The sequence below is a fragment of the Thioalkalivibrio sp. ALE31 genome (assembly GCF_000377405.1).
GTDB lineage: Bacteria > Pseudomonadota > Gammaproteobacteria > Ectothiorhodospirales > Ectothiorhodospiraceae > Thioalkalivibrio.
In genome coordinates this window covers 403703-423526 of sequence record NZ_KB905020.1, presented here as the reverse complement: position 1 = coordinate 423526, position 19824 = coordinate 403703, and the positions used below count along the sequence as shown (strand labels likewise).

The 19824-nt window shown below is 67.0% G+C and carries 19 protein-coding genes, 4 tRNA genes and 1 other RNA gene; 7 read left to right on the top strand and 17 right to left on the bottom strand.

Translation table 11 applies throughout. The features are described from left to right. Positions 1–16: 16 nt before the first annotated feature. From D103_RS0102010 to D103_RS0101995, 4 genes are all read right to left on the bottom strand, one after another. Positions 17–1321: a citrate synthase gene (locus tag D103_RS0102010; protein ID WP_018867031.1), complete on the bottom strand. Its 1305-nt coding sequence runs from the start codon at positions 1319–1321 to the stop codon at positions 17–19. Positions 1322–1525: 204 nt separating this feature from the next. Continuing rightward, entirely contained in the window at positions 1526–2506 is a 981-nt protein-coding gene (locus tag D103_RS0102005) for a sensor domain-containing diguanylate cyclase (RefSeq protein ID WP_018875622.1), read from the bottom strand. A gap of 41 nt (positions 2507–2547) precedes the next feature. After that, on the bottom strand, positions 2548–3498 hold the full coding sequence (locus D103_RS0102000) for a diguanylate cyclase domain-containing protein (RefSeq protein WP_018875621.1): 951 nt from the start codon (positions 3496–3498) through the stop codon (positions 2548–2550). A gap of 37 nt (positions 3499–3535) precedes the next feature. Next, positions 3536–5032, bottom strand: a complete 1497-nt coding sequence (locus tag D103_RS0101995; protein ID WP_018875620.1) for an FAD-linked oxidase C-terminal domain-containing protein — start codon at positions 5030–5032, stop codon at positions 3536–3538. Positions 5033–5279: 247 nt separating this feature from the next. On the opposite strand from D103_RS0101995, the gene serS reads away from it, so the two are divergent. The 3 genes from serS (at position 5280) to D103_RS0101980 (ending at position 8124) form a co-directional block, all read left to right on the top strand. Next, positions 5280–6566: a serine--tRNA ligase gene (gene serS / locus D103_RS0101990; protein WP_018875619.1), complete on the top strand. Its 1287-nt coding sequence runs from the start codon at positions 5280–5282 to the stop codon at positions 6564–6566. An 84-nt stretch (positions 6567–6650) separates the two neighbouring features. Further along, positions 6651–7661 carry a thioredoxin fold domain-containing protein gene (locus D103_RS0101985; RefSeq protein WP_018875618.1) on the top strand — a complete coding sequence of 337 codons (1011 nt, stop codon included), beginning with the start codon at positions 6651–6653 and terminating at the stop codon, positions 7659–7661. Positions 7662–7689: 28 nt separating this feature from the next. Then, a complete protein-coding gene (locus tag D103_RS0101980) occupies positions 7690–8124 on the top strand; it encodes a hypothetical protein (RefSeq protein ID WP_018875617.1) in 435 nt (144 codons plus the stop codon). Positions 8125–8158: 34 nt separating this feature from the next. On the opposite strand, the gene cyaY is transcribed toward D103_RS0101980, so the two are convergent. The 3 genes from cyaY to D103_RS0101965 all read right to left on the bottom strand — a co-directional run bounded on the left by cyaY (position 8159) and on the right by D103_RS0101965 (position 9541). Continuing rightward, positions 8159–8482 (bottom strand): iron donor protein CyaY, encoded by a 324-nt coding sequence (gene cyaY / locus D103_RS0101975; RefSeq protein ID WP_018867024.1) that lies wholly within the window; start codon positions 8480–8482, stop codon positions 8159–8161. A gap of 337 nt (positions 8483–8819) precedes the next feature. Beyond that, complete coding sequence (locus D103_RS0101970) at positions 8820–9206, bottom strand: DUF423 domain-containing protein (protein WP_018875616.1); 387 nt, start codon at positions 9204–9206, stop codon at positions 8820–8822. Next, the gene (locus tag D103_RS0101965; RefSeq protein WP_018875615.1) at positions 9206–9541 is read right to left on the bottom strand and encodes a hypothetical protein; all 336 of its coding nucleotides are present in this window, start codon (positions 9539–9541) and stop codon (positions 9206–9208) included. The genes D103_RS0101970 and D103_RS0101965 overlap by 1 nt, the downstream gene beginning before the upstream one ends. A 73-nt stretch (positions 9542–9614) precedes the next feature. Here D103_RS0101965 and D103_RS0101960 point away from each other — a divergent pair, with 73 nt between their 5' ends. After that, complete coding sequence (locus D103_RS0101960) at positions 9615–10175, top strand: hypothetical protein (protein WP_018875614.1); 561 nt, start codon at positions 9615–9617, stop codon at positions 10173–10175. Positions 10176–10193: 18 nt separating this feature from the next. Here the strand turns inward: D103_RS0101960 and D103_RS0101955 are convergent, their stop codons facing one another. The 7 genes from D103_RS0101955 to D103_RS14150 form a co-directional block, all read right to left on the bottom strand. Next, positions 10194–10970: a class I SAM-dependent methyltransferase gene (locus D103_RS0101955; RefSeq protein ID WP_018875613.1), complete on the bottom strand. Its 777-nt coding sequence runs from the start codon at positions 10968–10970 to the stop codon at positions 10194–10196. 4 nt (positions 10971–10974) lie between these two features. Continuing rightward, positions 10975–11193, bottom strand: a complete 219-nt coding sequence (locus D103_RS0101950) for a SlyX family protein (RefSeq protein WP_018875612.1) — start codon at positions 11191–11193, stop codon at positions 10975–10977. 5 nt (positions 11194–11198) lie between these two features. After that, on the bottom strand, positions 11199–12170 hold the full coding sequence (locus D103_RS0101945; RefSeq protein ID WP_018875611.1) for a D-2-hydroxyacid dehydrogenase: 972 nt from the start codon (positions 12168–12170) through the stop codon (positions 11199–11201). Between the two features lie 98 nt (positions 12171–12268). Further along, positions 12269–12958 carry a Bax inhibitor-1/YccA family protein gene (locus D103_RS0101940; protein ID WP_017941768.1) on the bottom strand — a complete coding sequence of 230 codons (690 nt, stop codon included), beginning with the start codon at positions 12956–12958 and terminating at the stop codon, positions 12269–12271. A 122-nt stretch (positions 12959–13080) separates the two neighbouring features. Next, the gene (locus D103_RS0101935; RefSeq protein ID WP_018875610.1) at positions 13081–15153 is read right to left on the bottom strand and encodes a SulP family inorganic anion transporter; all 2073 of its coding nucleotides are present in this window, start codon (positions 15151–15153) and stop codon (positions 13081–13083) included. A gap of 274 nt (positions 15154–15427) precedes the next feature. Then, positions 15428–15517: transfer RNA gene (locus D103_RS0101930), tRNA-Ser, on the bottom strand. Positions 15518–15586: 69 nt separating this feature from the next. Further along, positions 15587–15746 (bottom strand) — tRNA-Ser (locus D103_RS14150). 236 nt (positions 15747–15982) lie between these two features. On the opposite strand from D103_RS14150, the gene D103_RS0101925 reads away from it, so the two are divergent. After that, positions 15983–16057: transfer RNA gene (locus D103_RS0101925), tRNA-Val, on the top strand. 246 nt (positions 16058–16303) lie between these two features. Here D103_RS0101925 and D103_RS13610 read toward each other — a convergent pair. The 3 genes from D103_RS13610 to pdxH all read right to left on the bottom strand — a co-directional run bounded on the left by D103_RS13610 (position 16304) and on the right by pdxH (position 17499). Then, positions 16304–16434, bottom strand: a non-coding RNA gene (locus tag D103_RS13610) — RtT sRNA. Positions 16435–16673: 239 nt separating this feature from the next. Then, a tRNA-Ser gene (locus tag D103_RS0101920) sits at positions 16674–16763 on the bottom strand. A gap of 91 nt (positions 16764–16854) precedes the next feature. Beyond that, the gene (pdxH, locus tag D103_RS0101915; RefSeq protein WP_018867016.1) at positions 16855–17499 is read right to left on the bottom strand and encodes a pyridoxamine 5'-phosphate oxidase; all 645 of its coding nucleotides are present in this window, start codon (positions 17497–17499) and stop codon (positions 16855–16857) included. 117 nt (positions 17500–17616) lie between these two features. Here pdxH and D103_RS0101910 point away from each other — a divergent pair, with 117 nt between their 5' ends. Then, positions 17617–19191, top strand: a complete 1575-nt coding sequence (locus D103_RS0101910; protein WP_018875609.1) for a glutamate synthase-related protein — start codon at positions 17617–17619, stop codon at positions 19189–19191. Positions 19192–19313: 122 nt separating this feature from the next. Beyond that, positions 19314–19712, top strand: a complete 399-nt coding sequence (locus D103_RS0101905; RefSeq protein WP_018875608.1) for a globin — start codon at positions 19314–19316, stop codon at positions 19710–19712. Positions 19713–19824 lie beyond the last annotated feature (112 nt).

Sequence of the window (19824 nt, the reverse complement as noted above, 5' to 3'; positions counted from 1 at the left end):
CTTTTTGCTGTCCCGGTCAGCGCTGCTCGATGGCGACGTATTCGCGGGAGGGGTAGCCGGTGTAGAGCTGGCGCGGACGGCCGATGCGGGATTCGGGGTCCATCATCATCTCGTTCCAGTGCGAGATCCAGCCGACCGTGCGCGCCAGCGCAAAGATCACGGTGAACATGTTCAGCGGGATGCCCATCGCGCGCAGGATGATGCCGGAGTAGAAGTCGACATTCGGGTAGAGCTTGCGCTCGATGAAGTAGTCGTCCTCCATCGCGATGCGTTCGAGCTCCATGGCCACGTCGAACAGTGGCTGGTTATCGGCGCCCATGTCGCCCATCTCTTCCAGTAGCTCGTGGCACATCTTGCGGATGATCTTGGCGCGCGGGTCGTAGTTCTTGTAGACCCGGTGACCGAAGCCCATCAGGCGGAAGGGATCGTTCTTGTCCTTGGCCCGGGCGACGAAGTCCTCGACGCTCTTGTCGGAGTTCACGATCTCCTCGAGCATGCGGATGACCTTCTCGTTCGCGCCGCCGTGGAGCGGGCCCCACAGCGAGGCGATGCCGGCGGAGATGGCCGCGAACGGGTTGGCCTCCGAGGAGCCGGACAGGCGCACGGTGGAGGTCGAGGCGTTCTGCTCGTGGTCGGCGTGCAGGATCAGGATCAGGTCCAGGGCGCGCACGAACACCGGGTTCGGCTGGTAGGGCTCGCTGGGGACCCCGAACATCATCGACAGGAAGTTGGCCGTGTAGGACAGGTTGTTATCCGGGTACATGAACGGCTGGCCGTGGGCGTATTTGTACGACCAGGCGGCGATGGTCGGCATCTTGGAGATCAGCCGGTGCGCGGCGATGCGGCGGTGCTCCGGGTTATGCACGTCGACGTTGTCGTGATAGAAGGCCGACAGGGCGCCGACTACGCCGACCATGATCGCCATCGGGTGCGCATCGTGGCGGAAGCCGTCGAAGAAGCGGCGCACCGCCTCGTGCAGCATCGAGTGTTCCTTGATGATGCGCGAGAAGTCGTGGAGATCGTCGGAGGAGGGAAGTTCGCCGTTCAGCAGCAGGTAGCAGACCTCGAGGTAGGTGCTCTCGGAGGCGAGTTGCTCGATGGGGTAGCCGCGATAGAGCAGGGTGCCTTCGTCGCCGTCGATGAAGGTGACGTCCGAACGACAGCTGGCCGTGGACATGAAGCCCGGGTCGTAGGTGAAGTAGCCAAGCTCCTTGTACAGGGCGCGGATATCGAGGCAGTTGGGGCCGTGCGAGCCCTCCTGGATCGGCAGCTCGATGCTCTTGCCCGTGGTGTTGTCGGTCAGCGTGACGGTTTTGCTCATGAAACGGCCTCGTAGAATTGGGGTCGCCCGGATGCGAAGGCCTCAATGGTAAACCAAAGGCGGGCCTGCGGCAGCGGGTTTCGGGCGGGGCGGAGCGAGACGGGCCGCCGGTTCTGGATACCCGCCGCTCGGCACCTGCGCGACTTCGGGGCGCAGGCGGGCCGCAACGCGCGTAACCATGAGTCAGTGCTTCCCTGGCGGCGATCAGTGGGCCGACGGGCCGCGGCGCTGGCGCTTGTCGGCGTACATGGCGGCGTCGGCGTTGCTCTGGGCGGCGGCCAGCGAGCCGCTGAAGGTGCGGCAGGCGTAGCCAATGGAGGCCTCGACACCTGCCGCCAGGAGCGCCGCGCGCAGCCGGTCGGCGATCTCGGGCAGGTAGTCCGCCGGGGTCTCCGGCAGGAGCACGCCGAACTCGTCGCCGCCCAGGCGCGCGACCACATCGTTCTCGCGGCTGGCACTCCGCAGCGCCTGGCCCGCCGCCTGGATCATCCGGTCACCGGCGTCGTGGCCCTCATGGTCGTTGACCGCCTTCAGGTGGTCGAGATCCAGGGCGATGATGCCCGCCGGAAGGCTGTGATCCTCGCAGCGCTGTTCCTCGGCATCGAGCGCGATCTGCCAGCCGCGGCGGTTGCGGGTACCGGTCAGGCTGTCGTTATAGGCCTCCAGGATCAGCGCTTCGCGTTCGCGTTCGAGTTCGTCGATGTGGCGGCGTTGTCGCAGCAGTGCCTCGATCACCTGAACCGCGGACTCGATCTCCCCCGCGCGCGATTCGATCGCCTGGGAGACGGGCTCGGGATGCATTGCACACAGCACGCCGTACATGCCGTACATGCCGTACTCGCGGTCGTGTACCGGAAAGCCGATGTAGCTGCCAATGGCGGGTGGATCCGTCTGCGCGGCGAGTGCTTCCTGGTAGGCGGGCACCTGTGTCACGTCCGGAGCGATTCGCGGGCCGCGCTCGGCCAGCATGCGGATGCAGAAGGAGTTGCCCCAGTCAAAGGCGGTGCCCGGTTCAATCCCGTAGCCGTGATCGTCGGCGCGCACCACGATCTGCTCGTTGTCCTCGATGCGGGTCAGCATCCAGACATCCAGCGGCGCGAGGCGGTGGAGCAGCTTCAGGGTGTGATCGACCCCGAGATTGAACGGGGTGTGCGAAGGGTCGGCTGGGTCGAAGGTCCGGGCCATGGTGTGTCCTGTCGAGCGAGCGCTGGGGCGGGACGGGTGGTTCAGGGAGACGTGGGTTGTGGCGCGTTGCGTTTCCCGCGTGCGGCGTTTTGCAGGGCGCTTGCGAGGCTGCCGGTGCCCGGTTCGCGTGCTGCGTACCCGACACTGGCCGGGATGCGCTGATCCGCCAGATATTGTTGCAGTGATCGGGCGCGTTCCGCGAGCGACGGGTTCTTCATCTCGCTCGCGAGCAGGGCGAAGCGGCCGCCACCCAGGCGTCCGATCCGGTCGGTGGGGTGTGCCCGCTCCTGCAGGGCGAGGATCGCCCGCACCAGTTCGGTGTCGTCGTGGCCTTCGGCCCCGTCGGAGGACAAGCCCTCCGGAAAGAAATCCAGCGCGATGATCCCGGCGGGTTGTCCGAGCCGCTGGCATCGGGTCTCTTCGGCCTCCAGCGCGAGCTCCCATCCGTGCCGATTGAGGACCCCGGTCAGCGGGTCGCTGTGCACGGACAGGGCTGTGTGCTGGCGCAGGCGGTCCAGGACCTCGGCGCGCTGGCTCAGGCGCAGCACGTGGCTCAGGGATTCGGCCAGGGCGCGGATGACCGGTTCGTGGCGTTCGATGGCGGGATCCACGGGCTCGGGGTGCAGACCGCACAGGGTGCCGAACAGCTGGCCTTCGGCGTCGTGCAGGGGGAATCCCACGTAGCAGCCGATGGCCGCGATGTCATTGATGGGGGCACTGGCGTAGGCGGGCACGCTGCGCGCATCGGCGGCCACGTTCGGCCCCTCGCCGGCGTGCATGTGGACACAGTAGGAGTGCTGCCAGCTGAACGCGGCACCCGGACGGAAGCGTGGGGCCCGCCCGCGTGTGTGCAGGACGATCCAGTCGTCGGCCTCGACTCGCGTCAGCATCCAGATGTCCAGTGGGACCAGGGCCTGCAGCGCGTTCAGGGTGGCATCGACGGCACCGGAGAACTCGTCGGCCAGCGGGGTGGCCAGCGTCGTGTCGGACATGGTAGCGGTCGCGTGCGGTGGGTTCGGGGCTGGCATCCTACAGACGCGGCAGATCGGGATGCGACACCTGGCCGCCGTGTACATGCTGGCGCCCGAACTCGGCACAGCGTGCCAGGGTGGGGACGGCCTTGCCGGGATTGAGCAGGCCCAGCGGGTCGAACGCACGGCGCAGGTGGTGAAACTGTTCGAGCTCCGGGGCGGCGAACTGCACGCACATCCCGTCCAGCTTTTCCACACCGACGCCGTGTTCCCCGGTGACGGTGCCGCCGACCTCCACGCACAGCTCGAGGATCTGCTGACCGAAGGTCTCCGCGGTCTCCAGTTGTCCGGGCTGATTGGCGTCGTACAGGATCAGCGGGTGCAGGTTGCCGTCGCCGGCGTGGAACACGTTGCACACCCCCAGGCCGTGCTCTTGTGACAGCCCGTTGATGCGTTCCAGCACGGTACCGAGCTGGTGGCGCGGGATGGTGCCGTCCATGCAGTAGTAGTCCGGCGAGATGCGGCCGGCGGCGGGGAACGCCGCCTTGCGCCCGGCCCAGAAGCGCGCACGCTCGGCATCGTCGCGGGCGGTGCGCACCTCGGTGGCGCCCAGGTCCAGCAGTTTCTTGCGCACGACCATGATGTCCTCCGAGACCTCGGCATTGGTCCCGTCGAGTTCGCACAGCAGGATGGCCGCCGCGTCGGTCGGATAGTCGGCATGGACGAAGTCCTCCGCCGCGCGGATGGCGGCGTTGTCCATCATCTCGAGCCCGGCCGGGACCAGCCCGGCAGCAATGATCCCGGCCACGGCACGCCCGGCCGATTCCACGTCGGCAAAGCTGGCGAGCAGGACCTGGGTGCGTTCCGGGCGTGGCAGCAGGCGGACGGTGACCTCGGTGACAACGCCCAGCATGCCCTCGGAACCGACCATGAAGGCGAGGAGGTCCAGGCCGGCGGTATCCAGGGTCTTGCCGCCTAGCCGGATGGTCTCGCCGTCGAGGGTGACGATCTCCAGCCCGATGACGTTGTGCACGGTCAGCCCGTACTTGAGGCAATGCACGCCCCCCGCGTTCTCGGCTACGTTGCCGCCGATGGAGCAGGCGATCTGCGAGGAGGGGTCGGGGGCGTAGTAGAGCCCTTGCGGCGCCGCGGCTTCGGAGATCGCCAGGTTGCGCACCCCCGGCTGCACCACTGCACAGCGATTGTCCGCGTCGATCTCGAGAATGCGGTTGAAGCGTGCCATGGACAGCAGCAGCCCGGTCTCGCTCGGCAGTGCGCCGCCGGACAGCCCCGTGCCGGCGCCGCGCGGGATGATCGGCACCCCGTGTTCGCGGCAGACCTGCAGGCAGGTCAGGAGTTCTTCCCGCGTGCGCGGGAGGGCGACCGCCCCTGGGATCTGGCGGTAGGCAGAGAGGCCGTCGCACTCGTAGGCGCGGCGTTCCGCGGTCTCGGTCACCAGGGCATCGGCGGGCAGCGCGGTCGCCAGGGTGTTGATGACCGTGGCCAGTGCCTGCGTGGCGGTCTCGGTCGGGTCGATGGACGGATGTGCGCTCATGGCTTCGATGATAGGGGCCTGCTGGGTGCACGCGATGTGATCGCATAAACTGTAGGTCTTTTCCGCGAACTGCGCATGGGATGGGGATGGGGCGGGGTTCCGGTGTGGCCGCGGCCGCCGGGCTGTGCGGGGTGTGCGTCCCCGGGGGCGATGGCTTCGTGAGCGACCGGGTGGTGCCCGTGGACGCCACGGGGCCGCGACCGTAGACTTCCCCGTCGTTCCCGCAACCCCGTACTGGAAAGCCGTCATGCTTGATATCCGCAGCCTGCGTCAGGATCTGGATGCGACCGCCACCGCGCTCGAGCGTCGTGGGTACACCCTGGACCGCGAACGTTTCGAGGCCCTGGAGGCGCGGCGCAAGGCCTTGCAGGTGCGCACCCAGGAGCTGCAGGCCGAGCGCAATACCCGCTCCAAGGGCATTGGCCAGGCCAAGGCCCGGGGCGAGGACATCGAACCGCTGAAGGCCGAGGTCGGGCGCCTGGGCGACGAGCTCAAGCAGTGCGAGACCGACCTGCACGGGGTGCAGGAGGAACTGGACGCGCTGTTGATGGGGATCCCCAACCTGCCACAGGCGGATGTGCCGGACGGCCTGGACGAGAAGTCCAACGTGGAAATCCGGCGCGAGGGTACGCCGGCGGATTTCGACTTCACGCCGCGGGATCACGTGGATCTGGGTCTGCCGGGCGGCTGGCTGGATTTCGAGGCGGCCGTTCGTGTTGCCGGGTCGCGGTTTGTGGTCATGCGCGGGGAGATGGCCCGGCTGCACCGGGCGCTGACCCAGTTCATGCTGGACCTGCACACCGGTACGCACGGCTACCAGGAGACCTATGTGCCCTACCTGGCGAATCCCGAGTCGCTGGAGGGCACCGGCCAGTTGCCGAAATTCGATGCGGATCTGTTCTCGGTGGACTGTGATCAGCGCTACCGCCTGATCCCCACGGCCGAGGTCACGCTGACCAACCTGGTGCGGGACCAGATCCTGGAGGCCGACGAGCTGCCGTTGCGGATGGTGGCCCATACCCCGTGCTTCCGCTCCGAGGCGGGCAGCTACGGCCGGGACGTACGCGGCCTGATCCGGCAGCACCAGTTCGAGAAGGTGGAGCTGGTGCAGATTGTTCGGCCCGAAGACTCCGATGTGGCGCTCGAGAGCCTGCTGGGGCACGCCGAGGCCGTGCTGCAGGCACTGGAACTGCCCTATCGCGTCATGCTCCTGAGCGCTGGTGACATGGGCTTCGCCGCGGCGCGCACCTATGACCTCGAGGTCTGGTTGCCGGCGCAGGATGCGTACCGCGAGATCTCGTCGTGCTCGAACTTCGAGGCCTTCCAGGCCCGGCGTATGCAGGCGCGCTTCCGGCCGAAGGCCGGCGAGCGGCCCGAGCTGGTTCACACCATCAATGGCTCGGGGGTGGCGGTGGGGCGCGCACTGGTCGCGTTGCTGGAGAATCATCAGCAGGCGGATGGCTCCATCCGGATCCCGGAAAAGCTGCGTCCGTATCTCGGGGGAACCTCGGTGCTGGAGCCGCCGTCCGAGTAGCAGGCCCTTTCGGAAACCGCCCACGTGAAACGCCCGTATTGCCGAACTCGTCGTCCCGGCCTGCTCGCCATTCTCGCGCTCGTGATGCTGGCGTTGGCGCTTGTGGCGTCGCCCGTGTCGGCGGACGACGGGGCCGGGGCGGACGAAGGACTGGTCTTCGACGACACGCCGCGGCCGATCGGGTTGCATACGCCGGACTGGTTCGAACTGAGTTTCCTGGACCTGCGCGAGGACCTGGACGATGCGGTCGAGCAGGGCAAGATGGGGCTGGCGGTCTACTTCGGCATGGACGACTGTCCCTACTGCGAGGCGCTGTTCGACAAGAATTTCGCGCAGGACGACATCCGGGAATATCTGTCGGCCCATTTCAATGTCGTCGCGATTGATGCCCTGGGGACGCGGGAAGTTATCGATCTCGATGGCGAGACCTGGATCGAGCGGCGCTACGCGGCCGAACAGCGGCTCAACTTTACCCCTTCGATTGCCTTCTACGACGAGGAGGGCGAGCGCATCCACCAGATGCGTGGCTACTACCCGCCGTATCGTTTTCGCGCGCTGCTGGAGTACGTGATTGACCGCCACGACCGGGAGGGGAGCTTCCGCGACTACCTGGACCGGGCCGACCCGCCGCCGAAATTTGACCTGGACGACATCAACCAGCGCGACTTTTTCGCGAACCCGCCGTATGCGCTGGATCGCAGCCGGATCCCTGCGGATCGGCCGCTGGTGGTGTTCTTCGAGCGCGAGGCCTGCCATGCCTGCGATATCCTGCATTCCGAGCCGCTGCAACAGGACGAGGTGCTGGAACGCATCGCGCTGATGGATGCGGTGCAGCTGGATGCCGACGATGCCGATACCCCGGTGCTGACGCCCGGCGGGGAACGCACGAACCCGAAGGAGTGGGCGGCGGCGCTGGATATACACTGGGCGCCGACCCTGATCTTCTTCGACGAGCAGGGTGAAGAGATCATCCGCATCGACTCCGTGGTGCACCTGAATCGACTGCGCAACGTGATGGACTACGTTTTGACGCGGGGCTACGAGGAATACCCGACCTTCGAGCGCTGGCGGGCGCAGCAGCCGGCGCGTCCCTGACGACACCCCGAACCGAGGAAACTGCCCCTTGCATTTCGAACGTGATTTCGTGATCCGCAACCGCGAGGTGCTGGAAGGCATCGTGGCCCGTTCCCACCGTGTTGCGCTGGGGATCTTCGTGCTGACCTTCGGGGGCTACGGTGTAGCAGTGTGGCTCTGGTTCCAGGACAACATGTGGGGTGCCCTGGTAGTGGCGACCGTCAGCTATCTGGTATTCCGCCAGTTCCGGATGCTGGCGCTGGGGGTGGCACGCATGCCGCTGCGGGGCGACCCGCAGGCGGTGGAGGCGCTGCGGGCGATCGACGTGGCGCTGGAACAGGACAAGCCGCACCCGGTGCTGGCCGAGGTCGAGGCGCACCTGCGCGCGCTGGAAGACGAGCCGCCCGCCGCCGCTGATCGGCCCACGGATCGGGCCACAGCCGGGCAGGACGATACGGACAAGGGGTCGGGCAAGGGCGACTAGGAGCTGTCGAGTTCGGGCGCCCGGCGGCGGCGCCTCAGAGTTCGACCGGCACGCCCAGCTTCTGCTCGATCACGCGCACCAGGGTCGCGTGCAGGTCTTCGCCGTTGCGGTCATCGATCCAGGCACCTTCCTCCTCGGAATAGCCGAAGTGGGCCGGACCCTCGGGGGAGGACAGCCAGATCTGCTCGGCGGCCTCTTGGCGGTTCAGGATGAGCTGGGCGCCGTCGTCGAATTCGATGGTCATCACGCCGTCGATCAGGTCGATATCCAGGTCGTCCAGCGCGCTCTGGTCGCTCAGGCGGGTCTGGATGTCGTCCAGGGCTTTCTCGGCGAATACGGCGAAGGAGGTCTGGCTCATGGGGCGCTCGGTCCGGTGGTGAAGGTTGGGGTCAGGCAGGGCGCGATTATAGGGAGACGCTGATTGAATCGCACGTCCGCGCTCGAGTCGCTTTTGCGTGCGAACAAGGCGCGGTGACTGCCGTGCAGTCACTCTGCACAAGGGAACCGCAACGCCGTTCCCACGCAAAAGCGGCCGAGCCCCTGCTTTCAATAGCTTGTGGGGTTGGAGCCCCCTGTTCCCCGATCCTGCGTTGCGCCGCTTGCGGGTAGAACCACTACCCGCTGCACGACGCACCTTGTCTCGGAAAACAGGGGGCACCAACGCGGACGTGCGATTCAATCAGCGTCTCCCTAGGTCAGCCGCGCCAGGCGGCAATGGCCAACCCCGCCCAGCCGAGGATAAAGGCCGTCCCGCCCAGTGGCGCGATCGCCCCGAGGATGCGGGGTGCCCCGAGCGCGAGGGCGTACAGGCTGCCCGAGAACAGGAGGATGCCGATCACGAAGGCCACCGCGCTGGCGGCGGCCCAGCCGTTGGCCAGATGCGCCCACAGGGCGGCGACCAGCAGCAGGGCCAGGGCATGGATGAAGTGGTACTGAACGCCGGTGTGCCAGGTCGTCAGGGCGTGTTCCGAAAGGCGTTCCTGGAGGGCGTGGGCGCCGAAGGCACCGAGCACGACCGCGATCCCACCCAGCAGACTGGCGATGACGATCAGGGGGCGAATCAGGGGCTCGCCGGCGACCATCAGGCGTCGTCGCCCATCTCGCTGTCGATGTCCTGTCCGGCGACCCAGCCGTGTTCCCGGGCGCGCTCGATCGCTTCCTGATGGATGCGTTCATGACGTTCACGAAGTTCTGGCGGGAGATTGCTGATACGCAGGTCGTACTTGTCCCATTCGGCATTGACCTGGTCGTGCAGCATCTGGATGCGCGAGACATCCCAGCCGTCGCAGGTTTCGGTCTCCGGGAGGATGCCGAATACCCAGGCATCACGGATGAAATTGCCGATGGGGGTCATGCCGCCGTACATGTCGTTGTACAGGCCGACGTAGGTGCGGTTGGAACGGTTGGGTCCTTTCATGCCGCATAGTGTAGGGGCGACTAGGGCTCAGGCAAAGCGTTTTCGCCGGTGGGCGAGAAAAACGGAGATCAGGGTGCAAACCGGGAACGATTCACTGACGCGGGTGCGGATCCGCGGGCTCATGAAGCTGATGGTGCTGGGGGCCGCCTTGCTGCTGGTGGGGGTTATGCTGCGGTATGCATTTTCCGGATCGGTGGACACCCGTGGCGACACCCTTCGGGTGGACCTTGCGGAGATCGCGCCGGGCGAGGCGGGACGCTTTGTCCACGGGAACCGGCATGTCCTGGTGGTCCACCGGGATGCGGCCTGGCAGGGCGCGCTGGCGAGCGACGAGGAACTGGTCGATCCCGCTGCGCGCCGCGGTCAGCAGCCGGACGGGCTGGACCTGCCGCTGCGCAGCTTTCGCCCCGAATGGCTGGTGGTGATCGGTGAGGGGACGGACCTGGGCTGCGAGCTGGACCTGGTGCACCCGGACGAAGCCGATGGCTGGAGTGGCGGGTTCGTCGATCGTTGCCGGGGCGGACGCTATGACGGGGCGGGGCGGGTCTACGCGGATCAGAACGCCCGCCGTAACCTGCCCATCCCGGACTACCGGTTCGCGGGGGAGGACCGGCTGATCCTGGGCAGCCCCTGAAACGGGCGAGGAGCGATATCAGCCGGACGCCGCGGTCGCTTCGGCGGGCCCCGTGGCCGAATAGAGGTCGAAGCGCACGCTCTTGCCCTTGACGCTGGCCTGCGGGGCGTCCGGTCCGAGAGCCGGGGCGTGCAGCGGGCGTTTTACGATCACCCGGCGTTCCACGTGGCCGCGCAGGGCGGCCAGGGTCTGTTCGCCGTCGGGGTCGGCCGTATCCGCCATCAGCGCCTGGATCAGTTGCATGTCCTTCTTGACCGCGGCGCGTTTGGCGCGCTCCGGGAACATGGGGTCGAAGACCGCGGCCATCGCGGGCGGGCTCACGGCCGTGGGCTCGGCGACGCCCTCGAGCAGGGTGATGCGCTGGATGACGGGGGCCAGTTCCGGGTGGGTTGCAGCGCGCGCCAGGGCATCGGCCAGCAGGCGATACACCACGGGGTGACGTTCCCAGGCGGTCACGCGAAAGCCGTGCGCGGCCAGCAGCAGGGTGTCGCGCCCGAGACCGGCGGAGGCATCCAGTACGTGGCCGTCGCGCGGGAGTTTGCCGAAGGCGCGGATCAGCCCTTCGCGCTGATGGCCGGCATGGGCCAGTCGATAGCCCTGGCGTCCGGCCGGGAAGTCGAGGTGCAGTCGCAGCGCCGGGTGGACGTCCTCGCGGATGAGCTGCAGGCCGTGATCGCCCGTTTCCAGGACCAGCCGAGCCGCGCCGCCGTGCCGGTAGCCGCGCGCCTCGAGGGCCTTGCGCAGTGCGTCGGCAGCGCTGTCGTAGCCCGGAGCCGCGCGTACGGTCAGCGCCATGGGGTCAGTAGTGCGGCGGGGGTGGTTCGGCGTCTTCGCGCCCGCCCCCGCGTTCCTCAAGCTCACGCAGGCGGTCGCGCAGCCACTGGACCTGCTGGCGCAGGTCGGCATTGGCCTGCTGCAGTTCCATCTGGATGCGGGCCTGCTCCTCCTGGGTGTATTCCTGGTGGGCCAGGCGGATCTCCAGGTCCTCGATTCGCTGATGCAGGGGGTCGGTGTCCATGTGCGTCATTCCACCACGTTGCGCGGTGAACCGCATGCGAAGCTGCGGATGTTGTGCGTGACTTCGTCGATCACCCCCTGACGGGCGCTGCGCGCCGCCCAGGCGGTATGCGGGGTCAGCACGAGGCGCGGGATGTCGTCTGCCAGCAGCGGATGACCCGGTGGCGGGGGTTCCGGTTCCAGGACGTCGATGCCCGCGCCGCCGAGATGACCGCTGCGCAGGTGACGCGCCAGGGCCTCAGGGTCAACGAGACCGCCGCGGGCCGTGTTCAGCAGAATGCTTCCCGGCCGCATTCGGCGCAGTGCGTCGTCGTCGATGAGGTGGCGCGTTGCGGGCGTGAGCGGGCAATGCAGGCTGATCACATCGCACTCCGCGAGCAGGCGCTCCAGCGGCAGGCGATCCGCGTGCGTCTGCTGCGCGGGATCGTGACTCTGCGCAACCCGTACCTCCATGCCGAAGGCCTCGGCAAGACGGGCGGTGGCCCGGCCCAGCACCCCCCACCCGATGATCCCGATGCGCATCCCGGCCAGGGTGCCGATCGGGTGGTCGAGGAGGCAGAACTGATCCGAGGCGCTCCAGCGTCCGGCGCGGATGTCGGCTCGGTAGTCATCCAGCCGCGTGACCAGCGTCAGGAGCAGGGCGAAGACATGCTGCACCACGGAGTCTGTGGCGTAGTCGCGCGCGTTGCTGACGACGATGCCTTGTCGGCGGGCGGCGGCCACGTCGATATTGTTGAAGCCGGTCGCGGCGGCGCAGATCAGTCGCAGGCGGGGCGCGGCGGCCAGCAGATCGGCATCCAGTTCGACCTTGTTCGTGATCACGACATCGGCGTCCGCGATCCGTTCGGCGCACTGGTTGGGTCGCGTGCGGTCGTGGAAGGTCCACTCGGGCAGGCAGGCGCGTAGCCCGGTGAGGTCGAGGTCGTCCCGGTCAACCGTGTTCAGGTCGAGAAAGACGCCGCGCTGGAGCTGGGTCATGGGCCGAAGTCCCCGGGAGTCTGCGTAAGCGGTGTCCAACGAAAAGGGCCCCGCGCGGCGGGGCCCTTGAACGAGTTCCTGCGGTTGGCGCTGGACCCTTAGTTGTCACCCATAAAGGCGTGGAACAGGTTCAGCAGGTGCAGGAACATCACGTAGAGGTTCGCGTACAGCGAGACGGTCATCACGATGTAGTTGGCCTCGGGGTCGTGAATCATCCGACTGGTGTCGAACAGGATGGCCGCGGACAGCAGCAGGACGACCGCGGCCGAGATGGCCAGCGAGAGCGCCGGGATCGCCAGGAACAGATTGGCGACGATGGCCAGCAGGGCCACGATCAGGCCGACGACGAGGAAGCCGCCGAGGAAGCTGAAGTCCTTCTTGGTGGCGAGGGCGTAGCCGGAGAGCGTGACAAACGCGATGGCCGTGGCGGCGAAGGCGTTGCCGACGATCTGCGGGCCGTTGGGCAGGCCCAGATACATGCTCAGGATCGGGCCGAGGAAGAAGCCCAGCACGCCGGTGAAGGCGAAGGTCAGGACGATGCCCAGTGCCGAATTGCGCGCGGCGTGGATGGCGAACGGGCCGCCGATCAGCACGCCCAGCATGATGATCCAGTGTACCGGCGGCGCATTGACCGCCATGGCGATGAACGCGGTAACCGCGCTGAACGCCAGGGTGAGCGACAGCAGCATGTAGGTCTGCCGGATCACCTTGTTGGTGGAGATGGTCTCGCTGATGGAGCCAGTGCTGGACGGGTTGCGACTCGAGCGGACGATCTGGTCTCGGGACACGGGTCAACTCCTCAATGCATTCGAATGAGCCACAGTGTAGCGATAAGCGCGCCCGGTTGCAGTGTTTCCACAGCCGGTCCGGGAGATCCGGCCGGCCGTGGGGCAACGGGCGCTGGCGTCCCCTACTTGATGGGTTCGCCGACCTTTTCGGAGATCGTCTTCACGGCGTGATCGGTGGACTTGAAGATGTTGTCCTCGCCGATGATCTCGTCCAGCCCGGTGCGCTGCATCACCTCCATGACCTGCGCCTTCACCCCGGCGAACACCAGCGTGATCCCGCGCGCCTTGAGGCGATGCACCAGCTGATGGATGACCTCTTCGCCGGAGGCATCGATCTCGTTGATGCCCTTGCCGACCACGATCAGGTACTTGGCCTGCGGGTGTCGTGCCACCAGGTCGAGCACTGCGTCTTCGAAATACGGCACGTTGGCAAAGTAGAGCGAGCCGTCGAAGCGCATCATGCCGACCTTCTCATTGGTCTCCAGACCATAGCGCTGGGCCTCACGCAGGGTGCCGTCCTCGTAGCGGGCCAGCTCCGATACACGCGGCTGCATGGTGCGGTACAGGTAGAGCACGATGGCAAGGCCGGCACCGGTCAGGATGCCGTAGTCCAGGTTCGGGGCCATGGCTAGCGTGGCGATGAAGGTCACGATCGCGGCGGCGCCGTCGTGCTTGTTGGCCACCCACGCGTGCTTGATCGCCTTGAAGTTCACCAGGCCGGCCACTGCCATCATGATGATGGCCGCGAGGACCGCCTGCGGCAGGTGATAGATCAACGGAGTCAGGAACAGCAGCGCCAGGCCGATGATCACGGCGGTGAAGACCGACGAGAGTCCGGTCTTCGCGCCAGAATTAAGGTTCACGGCCGAGCGGGAGAACGAGCCGCTGACCGGGTACCCCTGGGTGAAGCCACCCGCGATATTCGCCAGGCCCTGGCCCATCAGTTCCTTGCTGGGGTCCAGCCGCTGGCCGGTCCGGGCCGCCATGGCCTTGGCAATCGCGATGGCCTCGGTAAAGCCCACCAGGGCAATGACGAAGGCGGTGGTCAGGAGTGTCGTGAACGTGCCGAAGCTGATCTCCGGAATCGAGAAGCCGGGAAGGCCCTGAGGCACATTCCCGACCACGGCTCCGCCCCCGTTCAGGTGCACGGTGTCGTCGCCCACGCGCTCGATGCGCCAGGCAGCCCGGTCGGCGCGCTCGCGCTCAGCGTCGGTCAGGTGTTCGTCGGCAATGAAGCGGGCGGGTTCGTCATCGGTGCCGGGCACCCGTCGCAGGGTGAGGTCGCGGATCTCGTCGCGCATGGTCGCCAGTTCTGGGCGCAGTTCCTCGCGCTCCAGGCGCAGCTGGTCGGCCTCGTGGCGCAGGCGGACGGCCTCGGCGCCTTCCTGTTGTTGCAGTTCGGCCTCCAGGCGTCGGATCTGGTCGTCGAGTTCGGCCAGGCGGGCGCTTTCGCGCTCGATGTTCTGGGCAAGGGTCAGTACCTCGGCCGGGGCGATCTGCTCGATGGAGGTCTCGGCCTTTTGTTCGTAGTCGATCGCCCAGCTGGCGACGATCGCCACGACCACCGCGACCAGCACGCCGGGGATCTTGGGCGTGAAACGCTTCATCGCGACCATCAGGGCGATCGCGCCAATCCCGAACGCAAGGGTTGGCCAGTGCACGCTGCCCAGTTCCATGAGCACGCCCCAGAGACCGAGCATGAAATGGCCGCTGGTATCGATCGGCACGCCCAGAATCTTGTTTACCTGGGACAGGGCGATGATGATCGCGGCCGCATTCGTGAATCCGACGATCACCGGGTGCGAGATGAAGCTGACCAGCGCCCCCAGCTTGAACAGCCCCAGCATCAACTGGATCACGCCAACGATGAATGCGAGGGCGATGGCGAGCATGATGAATTCGGAAGAGCCTTCGGCTGCCAGGGGTATCAGTGCCGAGGCTGTCAGCAGGGAAACTACCGCCACCGGGCCGGTCGCCAGCTGATTCGAAGAGCCCCACAGGGCCGCCACCATGACAGGAAGCAGAGAAGCGTACAGCCCGTAGACCGGCGGGAGCCCCGCCAGTTGGGCATAGGCCATGGATTGCGGGATCAGGACCAGGGCGACCGAGATCCCGGCGATGAGATCCGCGTTGAGGGTTTGCTTGGTCGGGCGCCAGCCGAGAAAGGGAAACACTCGCAGCAGGATCGGATTCATCGGGTCACTCGCTTGGCCAGTTCGTGAGAAACGACGACGGCCGAAACCAGGGCTGGGGCGCCGGAAGGCATTCCGGGCCAGGGCGTGCCAGGGCCGTCGTCACAGAACTGGCAGCCGGAGCTGGGCCCGCTGGAGGTTCGCGGGCGCAAGCGGGAAAACGGCGCCGATTATAGTGCCTTTAGTCATTTTCTTCTATCTAACTTGTTCTATGTGAAACATGTTAGATGGGCTATGTGTGGGGTGCGGGGAGGGTGCGGCGAGTGGGGTGGGGGAATGGCGGAGAGGGAGGGATTCGAACCCTCGAGGGGCTTTCACCCCTGCCGGTTTTCAAGACCGGTGCAATCAACCGCTCTGCCACCTCTCCGAGGTCGGGCATTGTCTGGTACAGGGGCGAGGCTGGCAACCGGTGGGCGGGCTGCGTGGCCTGGCGGCCACGAGAGGGAGGGATGGATTCGGCCCTGCGGGCCTCACCCTTCGGGCGTTGCCTGGCGGCAACGTCCTGCGGCGGCTGCGCCGCCTTGTCGAACCCTCGAGGGGCTTTCACCCCTGCCGGTTTTCAAGACCGGTGCAATCAACCGCTCTGCCACCTCTCCGAGGTCGGGCATTGTCTGGTACGGGGCTCGGGCTGACAACCGGTGGGCGCGCTGCGTGGCCTGGCGGCCACGAGAGGGAGGGATGGATTCGGCCCTGTGGGCCTCACCCTTCGGGCGTTGCCTGACGGCAACGTCCTGCGGCGGCTGCGCCGCTCGATGGAGCCGAGGATCACGGGGAAATGCGGCACACAATGCTTGACGTTCGCTCGAGCGAACCCTAATCTTGTCCGCGCTCCGGGCGGTTAGCTCAGCGGTAGAGCACTGCCTTCACACGGCAGGGGTCACTAGTTCGAACCTAGTACCGCCCACCAGATTCGGATCAAAGGAAAGCGGCCTCGGGAAACCGGGCCGCTTTTTTTGTGCGCGTGGAGGGCCCGAGGCCGGATCGTCCGGGGCTGGCACAGGCGCCTGCCGTGACTCCGGTGCGCCGTGTCTCCCCGGGGCGACGTTCCGGCATTTCCGTGGCCTGCCAGTCGGATGGTCGGTTTCGATTCTCGCCGTAATTGGGGGTATTCAGACGCGCGAAAGGGGCCACTTGGGGCCCCCTTGCTTGAATCTGGCGGAGAGGGAGGGATTACTCGGCGCGGTGCGCCTCGCCCTTCGGGTCGTCACCTGCGGTGACGTTCTGGCATCGCTTCGCGCTGCCAGTCGAACCATCGTTTTCGATTCCTCGGGTTCGAATCCTGAAACCTCAGGGGCCAGACATGCGAAAGGGGCCACTTGGGCCCCTTTGCTTTGATCTGGCGGAGAGGGAGGGATTACGGCGACGTGGTCGCCGCCCTCCGGGCCGCCTTCGCTGCGCTGCGGCGTTCCGGTGTCGCTGCGCGCCACCGGTCGAACCATCTTCTCTAATTCCTCGGGTTCGAATCCCAGAACGTTGGGGCTATACATGCAAAAGGGGCCACTCGGGCCCCCTGTGCTTGAATCTGGCGGAGAGGGAGGGATTCGAACCCTCGGTACTCGCGAGAGTACAACGGTTTTCGAGACCGCCCCGTTCGACCGCTCCGGCACCTCTCCGTATTTGCTGAACCGGGCGGGGTCGAGCCGCCACGGCGGAGCGAATCCTAGCAGATTCGGCCGGGCGAGCGGTAGCGGCCGCCGGGGATGCCTATGGCATCAGGCGGGTGATTTCCCAGTCGCTCCCGACGCGGTGGTACTGGAACCGGTCGTGCAGGCGGTTGGCGCGCCCCTGCCAGAACTCGAACAGCTCCGGTTGCAGGCGATAGCCGATCCAGGCGGGGTCGCGCGGGATGTCGCCATCCGGATACTGCTGTTCCAGCGCGCGTACGCGCTGCTCCAGTTCGTCGCGGTTCGCGACCGGGTGGCTCTGGGTGGAGGCGGCGGCGGCGAGCTGGCTGCCGCGTGGACGCTGATGAAAATACTCGTCGGCGAGATCGGCGGGCAGGGCGGCGACGGGTCCCTCGATGCGGATCTGGCGCTCCGTTTCCGGCCAGTAGAACAGGAGCGCGGCGCGCGGGTTCTCGTTGAGGTCCTGGCCCTTGCGACTGCGCGAGTCGGTGTACCACGCAAGTCCGTCGGCATCCACATGCTTCAGAAGGACCGTGCGCGCGGATGGCTGGCCATCGGCATCGGCGGTGGCGAGGATCATGGCGGTCGGGTCGGGGTTGCCGGCCTCGCGCGCGGCCTCCAGCCAGTCGTTGAGCAGGCCGAGCGGGTTGGCCTGAAGGTCGCTGCGACGCAGTTCCGCGCGGGTGTAGTCGCGGCGGGTGTGGCGGTGGTCGGCGGTCGTCATGAGGGGCCTCGTGCTTGAGCGAGAGGCGCCCATCATACGGCGGCGCGCCGGATTCGGAAATTTGTCGCGGTTTCGCTGTCACACTGGGGGACGATCACAGAACGCAAGGAGCATCCGATGGCCGAGCCGATTATCGCCGCAGTGGAACCCCGGGGTGTGGAGCTGAAAAAGGGCGAGGAGTACGCCTTCTGCCGCTGCGGGCGTTCGCAGGATCAGCCGTTCTGCGACGGTTCGCACCAGGGGACGGGCATCGAGCCTCTGGTATTCACCGCACAAGAGGATGGCGAGGCCTACCTGTGTCAGTGCAAGCAGTCCGGGAACCTGCCGTACTGTGACGGGACCCATGCGCAGTTCGAGGCCGATGCAGTCGGCGGGCCGGCGAGTGCCGCGGATGCTGACACCAAGGGCGAAGCAGGTGACGCCGAGCCCGGGGAGCGGGCACCGAGCCCGCGCAACAGTGAGACGGAGCCCCATGTCGAGTGGATCCATGCGCTGGCGCGGGATGGACTGGAGGGTGTGGGACGACACGGGACCACGGTCGCCATGGGGGTCCCGCGGGACCGGCTGCCGAGCTGGGACGGGATGCAGTTGCTGGCGGCACAACTGGCCACGCGGCCGCTGGACGAGGGGGCCGAGGTCGGGACGTCGCTGGTGATCGGGCCCGAGGCGAAACGGCCGCTGGTGCTGAAGATCCCATTGCTGGTCTCGGACATGAGCTTCGGCGCGTTGTCGCGGGAGGCGAAGATCGCCCTGGCGCGCGGGGCCGAGCGTGCAGGGACGGGCATCTGCTCTGGCGAGGGCGGCATGCTGGATGCGGAGCAAGAGGAGAACTCCCGCTATCTGTTCGAGCTGGGTCCCGCCGGGTTTGGCTATTCCGAGGCGGTACTGGAAAAGGTCCAGGCGTTCCACTTCAAGGCCGGCCAAGCGGCGAAGACCGGTGTTGGGGGTGTCCTGCCGGGGAGCAAGGTGAGCGACGAGATCGCGCGGGTACGCGGGATCGAGGCCGGCCAGGATGCCCATTCACCCGCGGCGAGCGCGGACCTGCAGACGCCGGCCGATTTCCGACGGTTTGCCGATGCCGTGCGCGAGCAGACCGGGGGCGTGCCGGTGGGCTTCAAGCTCTCGGCCAACCATATCGAGGCGGACCTGACGTTTGCCCTTGAGGCCGGGGCCGATTACCTGATCCTCGACGGCCGCGGTGGTGGCACGGGCGCGGCACCGGCCTTACTGCGCGACCACATCAGCGTGCCGACCATTCCGGCGCTGGCCCGCGCGCGTCGATTCCTGGACGCGAACGGGGTCTCCGGTCGCGTGACGCTGCTGGTGACGGGCGGCTTGCGCACGCCGGCGGACTTCGTGAAGGCCCTCGCGCTGGGGGCCGACGGTATTGCCCTGGCCAATTCGGCGATTCAGGCGGTGGGCTGCGTGGGCGCGCGGATGTGCCACACCAATCAGTGCCCCAGCGGCGTGGCCACGCAGGATCCCGCCCTGCGCGCCCGGCTGGATCCGCAGGAAGGGGCGGAACGCCTGGGTCGGTTCCTGGAGGGCTCCACGGAGCTGATGAAGGTACTGGCGCGGGCCTGCGGGCATGCCAGCCTGGAGGACTTCGGGCCCAATGACCTGACCACGTTCGATCGCGACCTGGCGCGGCTGGCCGGTATCCAGTACGCGGGTGTGCTAGGGAGACGCTGATTTATCAGCGTCTCCCTAGAAGGCAGTTGACAGCCGATGGTACGGGTCGGGGCTTGATCTGGATCAGCACCCGGCGGGGCAATCCCGTTACACTCGCGCGTTTTCGGGACTGGGGGATCTGGATGAGCTACTCCGATGTGCACCAGAGCTACGGGCGTTGCCGGCGGGCCGGCAACTTCGTGGACCGCTTCTATGAACGCTTTCTCGCGGCGGACGAGCGGGTGGCGCAGGCCTTTACGACCACGAACTGGTCGCAGCAGAAGCGGGCCCTGGGGCAGGCGGTCTCCACCGCGATCAGCTACGCGGAGGGCGAGAGCTTCGTGGCACCGACCATGGAAAAGATGGCCGAGGTGCACAGCCGCCATGGCCGGGTGCCGGTCGCGCCGGAGCTGTACGGGGTGTGGCTGGACTGCATGGTGGAGACGGCCCGCGAGGTGGACCCGCGCTGGGACGAATCCCTCGCGCAGCGCTGGCGCGGGGCGCTGAGCCCGGCCATTGACCTGTTCATTGAACGCTACTGACGCCAGGCGCGTACCCGGCGGGGACTGAAGGACGAAGCCCCGCCCGTGGGCATGCCCTGTTGATCTCGGTGCCTCCCGGGCGTGTAATGCGGGGTTTTCCCGTTGCCGGCGC